General features: G+C 58.5%; 12 protein-coding genes. 9 read left to right on the top strand and 3 right to left on the bottom strand.

What is annotated here, in order from left to right:
• Window positions 1–164: 164 nt before the first annotated feature.
• Together ACWKV5_RS12275 and ACWKV5_RS12270 are read right to left on the bottom strand one after the other, a co-directional pair.
• Window positions 165–1,415 (bottom strand): ribonucleotide-diphosphate reductase subunit beta, encoded by a 1,251-nt coding sequence (locus tag ACWKV5_RS12275; protein WP_007943877.1) that lies wholly within the window; start codon window positions 1,413–1,415, stop codon window positions 165–167.
• 534 nt (window positions 1,416–1,949) lie between these two features.
• On the bottom strand, window positions 1,950–2,213 hold the full coding sequence (locus tag ACWKV5_RS12270; protein WP_483841447.1) for a DUF2790 domain-containing protein: 264 nt from the start codon (window positions 2,211–2,213) through the stop codon (window positions 1,950–1,952).
• A gap of 415 nt (window positions 2,214–2,628) precedes the next feature.
• Between ACWKV5_RS12270 and acs the strand changes: the two genes are divergently transcribed.
• The 7 genes from acs (at window position 2,629) to argR (ending at window position 10,650) form a co-directional block, all read left to right on the top strand.
• A complete protein-coding gene (acs, locus tag ACWKV5_RS12265; RefSeq protein WP_483841446.1) occupies window positions 2,629–4,584 on the top strand; it encodes an acetate--CoA ligase in 1,956 nt (651 codons plus the stop codon).
• Window positions 4,585–5,267: 683 nt separating this feature from the next.
• Window positions 5,268–6,041: an ABC transporter substrate-binding protein gene (locus ACWKV5_RS12260; protein ID WP_310268414.1), complete on the top strand. Its 774-nt coding sequence runs from the start codon at window positions 5,268–5,270 to the stop codon at window positions 6,039–6,041.
• A 91-nt stretch (window positions 6,042–6,132) separates the two neighbouring features.
• The gene (locus ACWKV5_RS12255; protein ID WP_027923922.1) at window positions 6,133–6,822 is read left to right on the top strand and encodes an ABC transporter permease; all 690 of its coding nucleotides are present in this window, start codon (window positions 6,133–6,135) and stop codon (window positions 6,820–6,822) included.
• Entirely contained in the window at window positions 6,819–7,517 is a 699-nt protein-coding gene (locus ACWKV5_RS12250) for an ABC transporter permease (RefSeq protein ID WP_140667450.1), read from the top strand. Before ACWKV5_RS12255 ends, ACWKV5_RS12250 begins: the two co-directional genes overlap by 4 nt.
• 1 nt (window position 7,518) lies before the next feature.
• Complete coding sequence (locus ACWKV5_RS12245) at window positions 7,519–8,631, top strand: M14 family metallopeptidase (RefSeq protein ID WP_483841445.1); 1,113 nt, start codon at window positions 7,519–7,521, stop codon at window positions 8,629–8,631.
• Between the two features lie 27 nt (window positions 8,632–8,658).
• Window positions 8,659–9,423: an ABC transporter ATP-binding protein gene (locus ACWKV5_RS12240; RefSeq protein WP_007943885.1), complete on the top strand. Its 765-nt coding sequence runs from the start codon at window positions 8,659–8,661 to the stop codon at window positions 9,421–9,423.
• Between the two features lie 246 nt (window positions 9,424–9,669).
• Window positions 9,670–10,650, top strand: coding sequence for a transcriptional regulator ArgR (gene argR, locus ACWKV5_RS12235; protein ID WP_027923925.1), 981 nt, complete (start codon window positions 9,670–9,672; stop codon window positions 10,648–10,650).
• 1 nt (window position 10,651) lies between these two features.
• Here the strand turns inward: argR and ACWKV5_RS12230 are convergent, their stop codons facing one another.
• The gene (locus ACWKV5_RS12230; RefSeq protein WP_483841444.1) at window positions 10,652–15,496 is read right to left on the bottom strand and encodes a dermonecrotic toxin domain-containing protein; all 4,845 of its coding nucleotides are present in this window, start codon (window positions 15,494–15,496) and stop codon (window positions 10,652–10,654) included.
• Between the two features lie 286 nt (window positions 15,497–15,782).
• Between ACWKV5_RS12230 and ACWKV5_RS12225 the strand changes: the two genes are divergently transcribed.
• A complete protein-coding gene (locus ACWKV5_RS12225) occupies window positions 15,783–17,003 on the top strand; it encodes an aspartate aminotransferase family protein (protein WP_059182301.1) in 1,221 nt (406 codons plus the stop codon).
• A gap of 201 nt (window positions 17,004–17,204) precedes the next feature.
• A complete protein-coding gene (aruF, locus tag ACWKV5_RS12220) occupies window positions 17,205–18,224 on the top strand; it encodes an arginine/ornithine succinyltransferase subunit alpha (RefSeq protein ID WP_483841443.1) in 1,020 nt (339 codons plus the stop codon).
• Window positions 18,225–18,256: the final 32 nt, after the last annotated feature.

Genomic DNA, 18,256 nt, shown 5'->3' with positions numbered 1-18,256 from the left:
TGGCGTACGGTTACCGGGATAGCGAATTCTTTTTCATGAAGATCAAGAGCGTCTTTCCCGGTAATCCGTGAAGAACCATAAAAAAGCCCCGATCAGATCGGGGCTTTTGCTTTTTCGATTTGTCGATTCACACTGCAATCATCAAATCGCGGCGAACTGGGAAATCAATCCCAGCTAAGCGCACCACCAGTTTGGTATTCGATTACCCGAGTCTCAAAGAAATTCTTCTCTTTCTTCAAGTCCATAATCTCGCTCATCCAAGGGAACGGGTTAGTCGTCCCTGGATACTCTTCCTTCAAACCAATCTGGCTCAAACGACGGTTAGCGATGAACTTCAGGTAGTCCTCCATCATCGCCGCATTCATCCCCAAAACGCCACGAGGCATGGTGTCACGTGCGTATTCGATCTCCAGCTGAGTACCCTGCAGAATCATCTGCGAAGCCTCTTCCTTCATCTCGGCATCCCACAGGTGCGGGTTTTCGATTTTGATCTGGTTGATCACGTCGATGCCGAAGTTCAGGTGCATGGATTCGTCGCGCAGGATGTACTGGAACTGCTCGGCGACGCCGGTCATTTTGTTGCGGCGGCCCATGGAGAGGATCTGGGTGAAGCCGCAGTAGAAGAAGATGCCTTCCAGAACGCAGTAGTAGGCGATCAGGTTGCGCAGCAGCTCTTTGTCGGTTTCGACGGTGCCGGTTTCGAACTTCGGATCGGAGATCGAACGGGTGTATTTGAGGCCCCAGGTGGCTTTTTTCGCGACCGATGGGATCTCGTGGTACATGTTGAAGATCTCGCCTTCATCCATGGCCAACGATTCGATGCAGTACTGGTAGGCGTGGGTGTGGATCGCCTCTTCGAAGGCCTGGCGCAGGATGTACTGGCGGCATTCCGGGTTGGTGATCAGGCGGTACACGGCCAGGACCAGGTTGTTGGCAACCAGGGAGTCGGCGGTGGAGAAGAAGCCGAGGTTGCGCATGACGATGCGGCGCTCGTCGTCGGTCAGGCCTTCCGGGTCTTTCCAGAGGGCGATGTCGGCGGTCATGTTGACTTCTTGCGGCATCCAGTGGTTTGCGCAACCGTCTAGATACTTCTGCCAGGCCCAGTCGTACTTGAACGGTACGAGTTGGTTGAGGTCGGCGCGGCAGTTGATCATGCGCTTTTCGTCGACAGCGACGCGGGCGGAGGCGCCTTCGAGTTCGGCGAGGCCTTCGGCGACGTCGAGGGTGTCCAGGGCAGCTTTGGCACGGGCGATTGCGGCAGAGTCGTTCGCGGTAACGGCGCGAGCTTCTTGAGCGGCGACACCACCAGCGGTGTCGAGTCGGTCCATGTTGGCTTCGGTCGCGTGGCCGGCGTTAGCGCCTTTTACCACGGCTTCGCCGCTGTCTTCTTTGTCGAATTCGTCCCAGCTCAGCATGACGTGTCGTCTCCTGCGTGAGGGCCAGATGCCCGTGTGATGGTTTTTCACACGGTCGGTCTGACCGCGTTGGATCTTAAGGAATCGTTTTTTGCAGCCAAGGCAGGCAATAAAACAGAATTTTGTACGGGGTTCCGAGAGCCACTGATGGGCGCAACCTGCGTTAAACGCGAGTGCGGGGCTTCAGATTGGCTTTTCATCCCTGTAAGGGAATATTGCAGGCCCGTTTAAGGCGGCATTATAGGGAAATTTTTGCCGGCGTGGTGCGGCGAATCGGCTCATGGAAGGGCCGAAAGGGATGGTTTTTCGGGCAAACCGAGGTAATACAGGGCTTTGGCCGGTGTAGATTTTTTTTAGTTAATTTTGACGCTGATTTGTTTTCGCTCAAAAAACAACCAAAAAGCCGCTTTTTCACTACATCTAGTGTTTCTCAGCGGTTTTCGTCGCTTGCAAACACAACTGAGCCCGACCGAAGCCGGGCTGGAATCGACCCTCAGCGCTCAGCTGAAATGACCCGATTCGGTGCAGTCTTGATCAGCCATTGGAGCAGCCGTTACCCATCATGGTGTAGCTCAGAATATGCCGTTGGCCCTTGGAGTCTTCGTATTCCATTTTCATCGGGACAACTTCACACACATTCGGTACTTCGCTGATGGAAACAACTTTGGCGATGTCCAGATGAGTGGAGTAAGTGTATTCCTCAACTACCGGTTGTTGCTGTGCGACATCAGTCGGGACCTCGTCTGCCATGGCGGTTGCGCACAGGCTGCTGAGGGCCAGAACTAATAAAGCTTTCATTTCAGATTTACCTTTTAGAGGTCGAGTGGGGTCACGCAACCTTTGTGGGGTTGCGTGTGGAGCTTGGGTACCGGAGTGTTTGATTAACTGCCTTCGTGGGGGCTGCAACTTGGTTAATCAGATTGCCTTGTTGGCGTGGCAGATTTTAGGCGTGGGGGTTTCAATCATATAGCCGTGGATTTGATAAACACCTTTGACAGATTTCGTAACAATCCACGGAAACAGGGGTTTCTACTCCATTTGCAGTAAGACGCTGCGTCCCTCATATGACACCGTAAGCCTTGCTGGCTGAGCCTCGCAGGCTTTTCAGGACATTTTGTAGGGGCTTGTTACTACCATCGTCGAATGGTTCTATAGGGCCGGCCCGGCTACAACAGGGCCATACAAAAACAACTATTCCACCGAGGTAAGAAAGATGAGTGCGGCTTCCCTGTATCCCGTTCGTCCCGAGGTCCTGGCTAACACGCTGACTGACGAGGCGACCTACAAGGCCATGTACCAGCAGTCGGTCGTCAACCCGGACGGCTTCTGGCGCGAGCAAGCCAAGCGCCTCGACTGGATCAAGCCTTTCACCACGGTGAAGCAGACGTCCTTCGACGATCACCATGTCGACATCAAATGGTTCGCCGACGGCACCCTGAACGTTTCCTACAACTGCCTCGACCGTCATCTGGCCGAGCGCGGCGATCAAATCGCGATCATCTGGGAAGGGGATGACCCTGCCGAAAGCCGCAACATCACCTACCGCGAGCTGCACGAGCAAGTCTGCAAGTTCGCCAACGCCCTGCGTGGTCAGGACGTACACCGCGGCGACGTGGTGACTATCTATATGCCGATGATCCCCGAAGCCGTGGTCGCCATGCTGGCCTGCACCCGGATCGGCGCGATTCACTCGGTGGTGTTCGGTGGTTTCTCGCCGGAAGCCCTGGCCGGTCGCATCATCGACTGCAAATCCAAAGTGGTGATCACTGCTGACGAAGGCATTCGTGCCGGCAAGAAGATCCCGCTCAAGACCAACGTCGACGACGCGCTGACCAATCCGGAAACCAGCAGCATCCAGAAAGTCATCGTGTGCAAGCGCACCGGTGGTGACATCAAGTGGAACCAGCATCGCGACATCTGGTTTGAAGACCTGATGAAAGTGGCGGGCAGTGTCTGCGCGCCGAAAGAGATGGGCGCCGAAGAAGCGCTGTTCATCCTTTACACCTCCGGTTCGACCGGCAAGCCGAAGGGCGTGCAGCACACCACCGGCGGTTACCTGTTGTATGCGGCGATGACCCACGAGCGCGTGTTCGACTACCGTCCGGGCGAAATCTACTGGTGCACCGCTGATGTTGGTTGGGTCACCGGTCACAGCTACATCGTCTATGGCCCACTGGCCAATGGCGCGACCACGCTGCTGTTCGAAGGCGTGCCGAACTATCCGGACATCACCCGGGTGGCGAAGATCGTCGACAAGCACAAGGTCAACATCCTCTACACCGCACCGACGGCGATCCGCGCGATGATGGCGTCGGGCACGGCGGCGGTGGAAGGCGCTGACGGCAGCAGCCTGCGCCTGCTCGGTTCGGTCGGTGAGCCGATCAACCCGGAAGCCTGGGATTGGTACTACAAGAACGTCGGCAAGTCCCGTTGCCCGATCGTCGATACCTGGTGGCAGACCGAAACCGGCGGCAACATGATGAGCCCGCTGCCGGGCGCTCATGCGCTCAAACCGGGTTCGGCGGCACGTCCGTTCTTCGGCGTGGTGCCGGCGCTGGTGGACAACCTCGGTAACATCATCGAGGGCGTTGCCGAGGGCAACCTGGTGATTCTCGATTCGTGGCCGGGTCAGGCCCGTACCCTGTACGGCGACCATGACCGTTTCGTCGATACTTACTTCAAGACGTTCCGTGGCATGTATTTCACCGGTGACGGTGCGCGTCGTGATGCCGATGGCTACTACTGGATCACCGGTCGCGTGGATGACGTGCTCAACGTCTCCGGCCACCGCATGGGCACCGCCGAGATCGAAAGCGCGATGGTCGCGCACCCGAAAGTCGCCGAAGCGGCGGTGGTCGGTGTGCCGCATGACATCAAGGGGCAGGGCATTTATGTCTACGTCACCCTGAAAAATGGCGAAGAGCCGACTGAGCAACTGCGCCTGGAACTGAAAAACTGGGTGCGTAAAGAGATTGGTCCGATTGCTTCGCCGGATGTGATCCAGTGGGCACCGGGGCTGCCGAAGACGCGTTCGGGCAAGATCATGCGCCGGATTCTGCGCAAGATTGCCACGGCTGAGTACGATGGGTTGGGCGATATTTCGACCTTGGCGGATCCGGGTGTGGTGCAGCATTTGATTGATACGCACAAGACCATGAATGTTGCTTAAGTAGCGAGTCATGAGTCATGAAACCCTGCCGGGTGGTGAGCCTGGTGGGGTTTTTTATTGCCTGGGGTTTTGTGGTGGCTGTTCTTGCCCTTTCGCGAGCAGGCTCGCTCCCACAGGGGATCTGCGTAGTAACCCAATCAAATGTGGGAGCGGGCTTGCTCGCGAAGGCGGCATGTCAGACACCCCATAAACAACAGCCAATAATTATCGGCTTCAGTTGTAGGTCGATTCCCACTGTTACCCATCCCCCTTCAAGTAACTGAATGTGTAACCGCCCGCGCCCATCCGGGGCATAGGGAAACGCAAAACCCCATTCCCACGCCTCCCCAGCCCGCCAGAAAAATAAGACATAACGCCAAGCTTGCCGGATTAGAAGGGTTTGCCAATAATAGGCCCGCAATTTGCAACGTAGATCGGTTCACTGTCTTTTGCTCTTGCATGATTTTGCAGGGCTGTCAACGCGCTCAAGCGGCTTTCTCGGTGCATCTGTAATTAGTTGTCGCATTGAAGAAATATCGGCTTCGGGCCTGTCGTTAGAATGCCGATCACTCGCTCGTCGGTGGCCGTGTTGAAAACAACACGCGATTCCTAGGACGCAGCAATCGCTTTTGTGGTTCTACTCACTCGCATATTGGGCTGTCGCTCACTCTGCCGTTTTTGCCCTTTACCGATGGAGTCCCAAGATGAAGAAACTCGTGCTGCTTGGCGCCCTGGCACTGTCCGTGCTGTCCCTGCCAACCTTCGCCGATGAAAAGCCTCTGAAAATCGGCATCGAAGCGGCTTACCCTCCGTTCGCTTCCAAAGCACCGGACGGCAGCATCGTTGGTTTCGACTACGACATCGGCAACGCACTGTGCGAGCAGATGAAGGTCAAGTGCGTGTGGGTCGAGCAAGAGTTCGACGGTCTGATCCCAGCACTGAAAGTGCGCAAGATCGACGCGATCCTGTCGTCCATGTCGATCACTGAAGACCGCAAGAAGTCTGTCGACTTCACCAACAAGTACTACAACACCCCGGCTCGCCTGGTCATGAAGGCTGGCACTCAAGTCAGCGAAGGCCTGACTGAGCTCAAGGGCAAGAACATCGGCGTGCAACGTGGTTCGATCCACGAGCGTTTCGCCCGCGAAGTCCTGGCCCCGCTGGGTGCCGAGATCAAGCCTTACGGTTCGCAGAACGAAATTTACCTCGACGTGGCCGCCGGCCGCCTCGACGGCACCGTGGCAGACGCTACGCTGCTGGATGACGGTTTCCTGAAAACCGACGCTGGCAAAGGCTTCGCCTTCGTTGGCCCGGCGTTCACCGACGTCAAATACTTCGGCGACGGCGTGGGTATCGCTGTGCGCAAGGGCGACGCGCTGAAAGACCAGATCAACACCGCGATCGCTGCCATTCGTGAGAACGGCAAGTACAAGCAAATCCAGGACAAGTACTTCGCCTTCGATATCTACGGCAAGTAATACGCTGCGGCGACAAGTCCGAAATGGCGCAAGCAACAGGATCTCTGAGGTTTGCGCCATTTTTTCATCCCAACTTTCGAGGACCTGAATCATGTTGAAAGGCTACGGGGCTGTCATCCTCGATGGCGCATGGCTGACGCTTCAGCTCGCCTTGTCGTCCATGGTCCTGGCCATCGTTTTGGGGCTGATCGGCGTTGCGCTGCGTCTGTCGCCGATTCGCTGGCTGGCCTGGCTGGGCGATCTGTATTCCACGGTGATCCGCGGTATTCCCGATCTGGTGCTGATCCTGCTGATTTTCTACGGCGGCCAGGACCTGCTCAACCGCGTCGCACCGTTGCTGGGCTTTAACGACTACATCGACCTGAACCCGTTGGCCGCCGGTATCGGCACCCTCGGTTTCATCTTCGGTGCGTACCTGTCGGAAACCTTCCGTGGCGCCTTCATGGCGATCCCGAAGGGGCAGGCAGAAGCCGGCATGGCGTACGGCATGAGCAGTTTTCAGGTGTTCTTCCGGGTATTGGTGCCGCAGATGATTCGCCTGGCGATTCCGGGCTTTACCAATAACTGGCTGGTCTTGACCAAGGCGACTGCGCTGATTTCGGTGGTAGGTCTGCAAGACATGATGTTCAAGGCCAAGCAGGCGGCAGATGCCACCCGCGAGCCTTTCACCTTCTTCCTCGCAGTGGCGGCGATGTACCTGGTGATCACCAGTGTCTCGTTGCTGGCATTGCGTCACCTTGAGAAGCGCTACTCGGTAGGCGTAAGGGCGGCTGATCTATGATCTTCGACTACAACGTCATTTGGGAGGCCTTGCCGCTGTACCTCGGCGGCTTGGTGACTACCCTCAAATTGCTCGCGCTGTCGCTGTTTTTCGGCCTGCTGTGCGCCTTGCCGCTGGGCCTGATGCGCGTCTCGAAGAACGCCGCCGTCAACATGAGCGCCTGGCTCTACACCTACGTGATCCGCGGCACGCCGATGCTGGTGCAGCTGTTCTTGATCTACTACGGGTTGGCGCAATTCGAAGCGGTACGTGAAAGCTTCCTGTGGCCGTGGCTGTCCAGCGCAACGTTCTGTGCGTGCCTGGCCTTTGCGATCAACACCAGCGCCTACACCGCCGAAATCATCGCCGGCAGCCTGCGGGCCACGCCGAACGGCGAGATCGAAGCGGCCAAGGCAATGGGCATGTCGCGCTACAAGATGTACAAGCGCATCCTGTTGCCATCGGCCCTGCGCCGGGCGCTGCCGCAGTACAGCAACGAAGTGATCATGATGCTGCAGACCACCAGTCTGGCGTCCATCGTGACCCTGATCGACATCACCGGTGCCGCGCGCACGGTCAACGCCCAGTTCTACCTGCCGTTCGAAGCCTACATCACCGCCGGTGTGTTCTACCTGTGCCTGACCTTCATCCTGGTGAAGCTGTTCAAACTGGCCGAGCGCCGCTGGCTGGGCTACCTGGCCCCGCGGAAGCACTGATATGGAACGCATCGATCACGTATTGCCGTGGAGCCACTTGGGCAGCGAGCGCCAGATCTCGGTGTTCCGCTTCGGTAGTGGCGAGCGCAAGGCCTACATCCAGGCCAGCCTCCACGCCGACGAACTGCCGGGGATGCGCACGGCCTGGGAGCTGAAAAAGCGCCTGGCCGAACTCGAAGCCCAAGGCTTGCTCAACGGCGTGATTGAGCTGGTACCCGTGGCCAACCCGATGGGCCTCGGCCAACTGTTGCAGGGCAATCATCAAGGGCGCTTCGAGGCGGGTAGCGGCAAGAATTTCAACCGCGATTTCGTTGAGCTGAGCGCGCCGGTTGCGGCTGCGCTGGCAGGGCGCCTCGGTGATGATCCGCACGCCAATATCCAGCTGATCCGCCAGGCCATGAGCGATGCGCTCGCCGCATTGCCACCGGCCGCGAGTCAGTTGCAAGGCATGCAACGCATCTTGCTCAGCCACGCCTGCACGGCTGACGTGGTGCTGGATTTGCATTGCGATTCGGAAGCGGCGCTGCACATGTACGCCTTGCCGCAACACTGGCCGCAGTGGCGTTCGTTGGCCGCGCACCTGAATGTGCGGGTCGGTCTGCTGGCGGAAGATTCCGGCGGCAGTTCCTTCGATGAAGCCTGCTCGCTGCCGTGGTTGCGTCTGTCGCGTCTGTTCCCGGATGCACAGATTCCGCTGGCGTGCCTGGCGACTACCATTGAATTAGGTGGTCAGGCGGATACCGGTCGTCTCGAGTCCGTGGCGCACGCCGAAGGCATTCTGGCGTTCCTCGCCGAGCAAGGCCTGATCAGCGGCGAATGGCCCAAACCTGCGCAAGAAGCGTGTGAAGGCATGCCGTTTGAAGGCACTGAATTGCTGTTTGCTCCACACCCCGGTGTGGTGAGTTTCCTGCGTAAACCCGGTGAATGGATCGACGCCGGTGACGAGATTTTTGAAGTGATCGATCCGTTGTCGGATCGGGTCAGCACGGTGTGTGCTGGTACGTCCGGGGTGCTGTTTGCCATTGAACGGCTGCGTTATGCCCAACCCGGTTTCTGGCTGGCCAAGGTGGCGGGGCGCGAAGCGCTGCGTCACGGGCGCTTGCTCAACGACTGACTGACTGTTTTTGTGAGAACCGACCGCATGTACAAACTTGAAGTCCAAGACCTGCATAAACGCTATGGCAGTCACGAAGTGCTCAAGGGCGTGTCCCTGAAAGCGGCGGCTGGCGATGTGATCAGCATCATCGGCTCCAGTGGCTCCGGCAAAAGTACCTTCCTGCGCTGCATCAACCTGCTGGAGCAGCCGCACGCGGGCAAGATTCTGCTCAACAACGAAGAGCTGAAACTGGTCGCCAACAAGGACGGCGCGCTGAAGGCGGCCGACCCGAAGCAGCTGCAACGCATGCGTTCGCGCCTGTCGATGGTGTTCCAGCATTTCAACCTGTGGTCGCACATGACCGCGCTGGAAAACATCATGGAAGCGCCGGTCCACGTACTGGGCATGTCCAAGGCTGAAGCCCGCGAGAAGGCCGAGCACTACCTGAACAAGGTCGGCGTGGGTCACCGCAAGGACGCTTACCCTGGCCACATGTCCGGCGGCGAACAGCAGCGTGTGGCAATTGCCCGAGCGCTGGCGATGGAACCTGAGGTTATGCTGTTCGACGAACCGACCTCGGCACTCGACCCGGAACTGGTCGGCGACGTGCTGAAAGTCATGCAGGCTCTGGCCCAGGAAGGCCGGACCATGGTGGTGGTCACGCACGAAATGGGCTTTGCCCGTGAAGTGTCGAACCAGTTGGTGTTCCTGCACAAAGGTGTCGTCGAAGAAAGTGGCAACCCGCGTGAGGTGCTGGTCAATCCCCAGTCCGAGCGTCTGCAACAATTCCTCTCGGGCAGCTTGAAGTAATCAAGACTGCCGTTGTGCACCGGGATAGTGCATGCTTCGCAATTTAGAGGCTGGCCCCGATCCCTTGTAGGAGCCGGCTTGCTGGCGATAGCGGTGGGCCAGTTTGCGTATCTGGCACAGACATACCGCCATCGCCAGCAAGCCGGCTCCTACAGTTGATCTCTGTTGGTTTTGAGATTTGCGTTCATTTACGGGCTAGCATTGGCCCATGCCTTCATCACCGTTCTTAGTTTCGGATTGCCCGCCATGACTGCCCATCGAATTGGTTTCCTGATTTGGCCCAGCACTAAAGCACTGACGCTTGCGCTGGCTGAGGAGGCCTTGCGTGTTGCCCAGCGTGTGCACCCGGACGTGGTTTACGAACTGTCGTTTTTGCAGGCCGAACCACCGACCGAAGGCGCCTGGCAATTGCCGGGTGAGCCGTGGGCCGGCAAGCTCGAAAACTTCCAGAAGCTGTTTTTGCTCGCCGATGAGCCGCCGACCACGCTTGCGCCGGCGCTCAGCAGTGCGTTGAAACAACTGGTGCGGTCTGGTTGTGTGATTGGTGGTTTGTCGGCGGGTGTGTACCCGCTGGCGCAATTGGGTTTGCTGGATGGTTATCGCGCTGCCGTGCATTGGCGCTGGCAGGACGACTTCACCGAGCGTTTCCCTAAAGTCATCGCCACCAGTCATTTGTTTGATTGGGATCGTGATCGCCTGACCGCGTGTGGCGGCCTGTCGGTACTCGATCTGTTGTTGGCAGTATTGGCCCGTGACCATGGCGCCGAACTCGCTGGCGCAGTCTCGGAAGAACTGGTGGTCGAACGCATCCGCGAAGGCGGGGAGCGTCAACGTATCCCGCTGCAAAACCGCCTCGGCTCCAGCCATCCAAAGCTCACCCAAGCGGTGTTGCTGATGGAAGCCAACATCGAAGAACCGCTGACCACCGACGAAATCGCCCAGCACGTGTGCGTGTCCCGACGACAGTTGGAGCGGATCTTCAAGCAGTACCTCAACCGTGTGCCGAGCCAGTATTACCTGGAGTTGCGCCTGAACAAGGCCCGGCAGATGTTGATGCAAACCAGCAAGTCGATCATCCAGATTGGCCTGTCGTGCGGCTTCTCCTCTGGACCGCATTTCTCCAGCGCCTACCGCAACTTCTTCGGTGCCACGCCGCGGGAAGATCGCAACCAGCGGCGCAGCAGCAGCCCGTTCGAGTTATCGTCGGTGCCGTCCGAGCGCGGCTGAGTTACTCGTCGATCTCGGAACCTTCAGAGGTGGAAATGTCCATTTCCCCTCGATTGATGACTTCGTCCACGCCGAAATCCGCCCCCGTGCGTTCGTAGTAACTGATCAGCCGTAACAGGCTCTCCTCGGACAACGGGTTGCCGCGCAACGTAATGTTCTCTGCAATTTCCACGGGCAGTTCCATCAAATCTCTGGGCACTTCGGTGATGGCATTGCTGCTCAGGTCTACCCAGTCGAGATCGGTCAGTTGCAGCAGGCCGTTTGGAATTTCGGTAACGCCGGTGTTATCAAGCAGGAGGGTCGACAGCTCCGGCATCTGGCTGACATCAACGGTGTGTCCCAACAGGTTGGAGCCGAGGTCGAGATAATCGAGCTGGTCCATTCCAGCCAATGCGTTTGCCGATTCTACCGACAGTCTGACGCGGCAAGCCGGAAGCGAAAGGGATCGTAATTGGCCCATGTTGAACACGGCATCCGGAATGTTGCCCAGCGTGCAATTGCGCAGCCTCAGGCTTTTGAGGTTAGGGAAGGACTCCAGGAAGCGACCAAGAGAGGTTGCACCGTCGGCACTCCGATTCTCCAGCGCTGAAACATGACTGAAGTCTGCATTCAGAGTAGGTAATTGTCCGTTGATGACTGAGCGGGCAGTCAGTTCGTAGGTGGGCGTTATACCGTCGTTGAAATCATCCAGCTCGGACTCGTGCTGCCAGCATTGCTCCAGCGCTTGCTTGAACTCGTCACGGTTAGCTTGTTCGGTAAAGAGTTCGGCGGCGCTGAAAGGCTGGCCCGTCAGCGGGTGTCGGGCCGGAAGGTCGGCGGTCCATGCGGACAAATCGGCTCTCAAACGCGTCAGCTCCTGTTCCAGGCGTGCCAGATCTGCCCGGCCATCCTCCAGAGTGCCCGGCAACTCGTAGACAAACTCGCTCGCTTGCTCGACTTCCATACCCGGATACAACGTCCTGACGCGATCAATGTCCGCCTCGGGGGCGTAGACGCCCAGGTCGTAAGCGCTATCGAAGTGATGTTGTTTGACGAGTTCCCGTGAGCGGTTGGAAATCGGGTTGTGCGTCAGGTGCACGCCGCGTTTTTCGTACAGCGAACTCTCGAACAACTCGACAGGCAATTCACTGATCTTGTTGTTCATCAGCAGCAGGGTGTCGAGTTTTGGATGTTGCAGGGCTCCGGTCGGAATATCGGTCAGGTTGGTATTGCTTAGATCAAGGTGAACCAGCTCATTCATCGAGTCGATGCGAGGGACGATGTCGAACGGGTTTTTGTACAGGTCCAGCATGACCAGCTTGTTCAATGCCGTCAGTTTTGCCCACGTGGCAGCGTTCATCCTGATACCGCAATTACTTAACACCAGCGCATCAAGGTCTGGCATTCGAGTGAGGGCCTCGGGGAGGGTGGACAAGGCGAAACGACGCAGCTCCAGGCGGCGAAGCCCACTGAAACTGTTCAGAAACTGCGATACACCCTGGGCAGCATGATTGCCTTCCAGAGAAAGCAATGACACATGGCTGAAGTCGGCGGTGAGTGTCGGCAAGTCGCCCAGGATCGGTTCTGAAAACCTCAATACATACTGCTCGCTGCCATCGGGCGCATCGAAATCACGCTCGGATTGGCGGCGCCAGCTGCGCTGGATTTCCTGGGCAAGCCGAGTGCGATTACGGTGCGCGACCTCGCGGTCCTGATCGCTCAGGGCGAGTCGGGTTTGCGGGTGGGCGGTCGGTGCGTCGTTTATCCAGCGCCCCAGATCCTGGTGCAGACGGGCCAACTCGTTTGCCAGCCGTGAAAGTTCTACACGGGCGCCACCGGGATGCCGCTGCAGCATCAGGACCATGGACTGGATTTCGTCCTCGGAAAGGCTTGGATAAACCTCGCGCACCCGTTCGTTGAGCGTTGGAGCTGCGGGGCCAACGCGCGGGTAACCTTCCGCACCCCCGGGCAGGCGCATGGTCGTTGGGTCATAGAAGGTTTTGCGACGAGGGTTTTTCGCGAAGAGTGCTCGAAGCTGTGGTTGGTCCAGAGCCTGCGCGGCAATGCGCTGTTTGAGCCGTTGTCCTTCGCCGATGGAAAAGCCCAGCGTCGTGCGCTCGGTATCCGGCAGTGCCTGAAGGATGGCCTGATAAAAGTCGCCAGAGAACAGCGGCGTCTGGCTGTCATCAAGCACTTGGTAAATGCCATCTTCGTTGCGTATCAGCGTTTTTCGGATCGATGCGTCGATGGGTCCAATGCTGTCGCGCACGACCCCGTCATGGACAAAGTCCCGCACCTCGATGCGCACGTTGGCAGGCCAGCCGGGTAGTAAATCCAGGCTGTGCAACGCCAGGGTGTGGGTGTCTGCCGTCGCCAATGCGTCAGAAAAGAGCCCTTCATACGCTCGGGATGCGCGCACAGCCTCCAGGGCCTTCCTTGCGACATCCTTCAGGCGTTGAGGTGTGGCCCCGTTGTGCAAGTGCATCAGTTCATTGCCCGACGCATTACCCGCCAGTTCCTGGGCGATATCGGTCGGCAATCCCTCGAAGTCGGCAAGCAGCTGTTGTGTCGCTGGATCTGCTGTTTTTTCCTGCTCACGATAGCGAAGCTCAAACAGCGATTTTCGGTAGTTTCGGGCGATATCCGCGGTCTGCTTGCGCAAGACGGGTGTCTGGGCTTCCGGTTTCGGCAGGGCGGTATCGGCAGGCCATGAGTCGAAACGGGTCAGCAACTGTTGCTGCATGAGCGGATCGGCCATGCGGTATTGCTCAGGCTGGTCGCTGCCAATCTGTTCGATAAACGTCTGAATATCCCGGTCGATCCTGAAGCGCTTGATCGTGTCGGTCAGCAGCGATGGGGGGCGATGGTTTTCGACATGGATTTCTCGCAACACGTTGTCGTGAAAACCGCTGATTCGCAGAATCTGCTCTCGCTCGGCACTGGAGAGCGATTCGACACTGTGGCCAAGACGCCGCATGACGGTTTCCCGGTCCCACTGCAGCGGTTGCTCCAGTTCTGTTTGCCAGGCGCCATGACCGTTGTGTCGTAATGACGGCTTATAGCTGTCATTGCGGCTTGGATGTTCAATCTGAAACTGACGGGTATCGCGAGTTGGGCGTACGGCGAACAGCTTTCCTTCGAGGGGCAACAGCGTTTTGCCTTCGTGGTGGTACAGGCCCAGGTGATCGGGGATTTTCTCCTGCGGCAGTTCAATGGTTTGTTCGTACGGCGCCAGATCCGGCTTCCAGTATTTGCTTTTGCCCTCTGGCGTGGGGACGGGTTTGAGCGGAGCGATTAGTGCCGTCGTTTCGCGGGAAAGGAGGCGACCGAATGTGCCGGCGGCGATGGCGCCGCCCACCGCGAAGGTCCCCACTTGCACGGCCGTTTCGACGAGGCCGATCAAGTGCACGAACGCTTCTTTTTTCAGCCCTTCGGCCCAGTCAATGATCCCTTCGAATGTCTCGTCGAGTAGCTGGTAGGCCATATAGGCCAGCATCAACTCGCCCAGGAACGGCACAAAGGGTATGGCCACGAATGTCGCTATTTCAAGGATTGTGGAGGCGATTTTGCTGAAGGCGTCCCACAGCGCCCATCGCGCCGTTTGATCGGCGCGCGCGGTGGAAACAGCGAGCGTGCTGGCGTCGTTGATGATTTTGTTCAGCTGTCGCTGGTACAGATGATTCCACAGACCTGCTCTGAATGGCTTCATCGAAAATTGCAGGTTGGGCTTGTCGATGGGCGTTTCGCGCCAGCTTGGCAGCGGGTCGCCATGAGTGTGTTGATGCCAGGTCACCGTTTGCAAGCGACTGTTGAGGTCAGCAAAAAAGTGCCCACGTTCCGCGTGATCGACGAAGCGGCTGAAGAAAGTTTGATAAGCGGGCGAGCGCAGTTTGCGGGTCAGTTCGGTCATGAACGCCACGGTGTCGGCGTACAGCTTGAGCGGGTGCTCCGGGTCGTCCGGAATGTAGGCGATGATGCGGCTGGCTTTGGTTACCCGGTCGGATTTGGCGCCAAAGATGACAATGCCGGTCAGCGCTGAGGACATCATCGTCAGGTCGTGACAATGCAGAGGGTGACCGTCCCATAGCATGGCCGGGCCTCCTTCCAGTACGCGATAGATCGCGTTAAAGGCGTTGCTGTCGATGTCCTGACGTGTGTGGGCCAGGTGCAACGCCGAGCGCAGGGCGGCTTTGTTCGCGCTCGTGACATTCGATTTCAGGACGGCCCCGGCCACCGGGTTGGTCAACCCCAGGTTGTCTTTGAGGTAGGCGTTGTACCGGGCACCAATGTCCAGTTCCCGGCACAACCGGGTAAAGCCTTGAACCGTTATTTTTCGGGTGACCTGCGGCAGGGTATCGAACTGCCCTGTTGGCGACGGTTGGGTGATAAAGGTCGATTCAGGCTCGTAGGCATCCGCCTCGGTCTCGGACGCCTGGAAGTTGTGCAGTGCGGCGTCCAGCAGCGATACAGTCCATGTGCGGGCGGCGCCGGTTTTGACCGCGAAGAAGGGCGTGGTCTGAGGGATATAGAGACGCAGGAAGGTTTTTTTGACGTCGATGCCCAGGTCGAACCGGGCTTTCAGGGCCTGCCCCAGAATCGACTCGGCAAAATCCCGGGCGTTTTGCAGTTTGGCCAACATCGAGCCCAGTCGGTTTCGCTGGGTCATGTGGGTCTGGCTTGAGGCTTTCAGCGCCTGATGGTGCGGTCGGGGCGCGGTACGGTGCCAGTGCGGTACATCAAGGCTGGCGTTCTTCAAGGCGCTGCGCGTCTCGGCCGAAGACTCCAGCACCCACGCGGGCAGGTTTTGGTAGAGGGGGTGAAAGTGGGTGTCTGGCTGAGTGTCGAGCTCGATATCGTTTTGGTTCATGCGCTAATCCCTTAGCGTTTGGATTGAGCCCAAGCAAACCAGATGACGATCCACGGTGTGCGGTACATATTTACCGCACCATTCATCAGGCCTGCCTATAACCTGTGCCGCCGGTTTAAACTGCGCCTTTGCGACGCTATATGTCGCATTGCCGTAAACCCGGCTGAAACCGGGGTTTGCGCTATAAGAAGTTGTCGCTTGGCGGCAAGGCCGGGCTGAAAACTGTCCTTACAATCCCCTCATCGCTCGCCAGTTTCAGGCGAGTGTTCCTCTTCAGGAGACTCCGATGTCCGTTGAGCACGCTGCGGTACAACGCGCCGATTTCGACCAGGTAATGGTTCCCAACTACGCGCCTGCCGCTTTCATCCCTGTGCGTGGTGCCGGTTCCCGCGTCTGGGACCAGTCTGGCCGCGAGCTGATCGACTTCGCCGGCGGGATTGCCGTTAACGTATTGGGCCACGCACACCCTGCGCTGGTCGGTGCCTTGACCGAGCAGGCGAACAAGCTGTGGCACGTGTCCAACGTGTTCACCAATGAGCCGGCCCTGCGCCTGGCGCATAAGCTGATCGACGCTACCTTTGCCGAGCGCGTGTTCTTCTGTAATTCCGGCGCCGAAGCCAACGAGGCCGCTTTCAAGCTGGCCCGTCGCGTCGCCTTCGATCGTTTTGGTACTGAGAAGTACGAAATCATCGCCGCGCTGAACAGCTTCCACGGCCGTACCCTGTTCACCGTGAACGTCGGTGGCCAGTCGAAGTACTCCGACGGTTTCGGTCCGAAAATCACCGGCATCACCCATGTGCCGTACAACGATCTGGCGGCTTTGAAAGCGGCTATTTCCGACAAGACCTGCGCCGTGGTGCTGGAGCCGATCCAGGGCGAGGGCGGCGTATTGCCGGCTGAACTGGCTTACCTGCAAGGCGCTCGCGACCTGTGCACCGAGCACAATGCGCTGTTGGTGTTCGACGAAGTGCAAACCGGTATGGGCCGCAGCGGCAAGCTGTTCGCCTACCAGCATTACGGCGTGACCCCGGACATCCTGACCAGTGCCAAGAGCCTGGGCGGTGGTTTCCCGATCGCCGCCATGCTGACCACCGAAGACCTGGCCAAACACCTGGTCGTCGGCACCCACGGCACCACTTACGGCGGCAACCCGCTGGCGTGCGCTGTCGCAGAAGCCGTGATCGACGTGATCAACACCCCTGAAGTGCTGGCCGGCGTCAATGCCAAGCACGACAAGTTCAAGGCGCGCCTTGAGCAGATCGGCGAGAAGTACGGCCTGTTCACTCAGGTGCGTGGCCTGGGTCTGCTGATCGGTTGCGTGCTGAGCGATGCCTGGAAAGGCAAGGCCAAGGACATCTTCAACGCCGCCGAACGTGAAGGCCTGATGATTCTGCAAGCCGGCCCGGACGTGATTCGCTTCGCGCCGAGCCTTGTGGTTGAAGACGCTGATATCGATGCCGGTCTGGACCGCTTCGAACGCGCTGCCGCCAAACTGACACAAGCCTGATAGGGGCCTTCGACGCCTGACTATTCGGGCGTCGAACCAAATTTTTATGCCGGACTTGTTCCATTGTGGGAGCGAGCCTGCTCGCGAAGAGGGCGTGTCAGTCAACATCTCTGCTGACTAATACACCGCTTTCGCGAGCAGGCTCGCTCCCACAGTGTCCGGCGTTTTTTCTGTGAATTTATAAGAGAAAGGAGTGACACCATGCTGGTGATGCGCCCCGCGCAAATGGCTGATCTGGGCGAGGTACAGCGTCTGGCTGCGGACAGCCCGATTGGTGTCACTTCCTTGCCGGATGACGTTGAACGCCTGAGCGACAAGATCGCTGCAAGCGAAGCCTCGTTTGCTGCCGAAGTCAGCTTCAACGGTGAAGAGAGCTATTTCTTCGTCCTCGAAGACACGGCCACCGGCAAGCTGGCCGGTTGCTCGGCAATCGTGGCCTCGGCCGGTTATTCCGAGCCGTTCTACAGCTTCCGTAATGAAACCTTCGTGCACGCCTCCCGCGAGCTGAAGATTCATAACAAGATCCACGTGCTCTCGCAGTGCCACGACCTGACCGGCAACAGCTTGCTGACCAGTTTCTACGTGCAGCGCGAGTTGGTGGGTTCGCCTTGGGCCGAGCTCAATTCCCGTGGTCGCCTGCTGTTCGTCGCCAGCCACCCGGAGCGCTTCGCCGATTCCGTGGTGACCGAGATCGTCGGTTACAGCGATGAAAACGGCGACTCGCCATTCTGGGACGCTATCGGCCGCAACTTTTTTGACCTCAACTACGCTGAAGCCGAGCGACTGTGCGGCCTGAAGAGCCGCACGTTCCTGGCCGAGCTGATGCCGCATTACCCGATCTATGTGCCGCTGCTGCCGGACTCCGCTCAAGAGGCGATGGGCCAAGTGCACCCACGGGCGCAGATCACCTTCGACATCCTGATGCGCGAAGGCTTCGAGACCGATCACTACATCGACATTTTCGACGGCGGCCCGACCTTGCACGCCCGTGTGACGGGGATCCGTTCGATCGCCCAGAGCCGCGTCGTGCCGGTGAAAATCGGTGAGCCGGTCAAAGGTGTCGGTCGTCAGTACCTGGTGGCCAATGCCCAGTTGCAGGATTACCGCGCCGTGTTGCTTGAGCTCGATTACGCGCCAGGCAAACCCGTGACCCTGGATCTGGAAGCGGCCGAAGCCTTGGGCGTCGGTGAAGGTGCCAGCGTGCGCCTGGTGGCGGTTTAACGCCGGCATTGATTTCCAGCGAGTAATACCTG

The organism is Pseudomonas oplopanacis, assembly GCF_057128725.1.
Note: the sequence above shows the minus strand (reverse complement) of the source record. Positions and strands in the feature narration are given on the sequence as shown.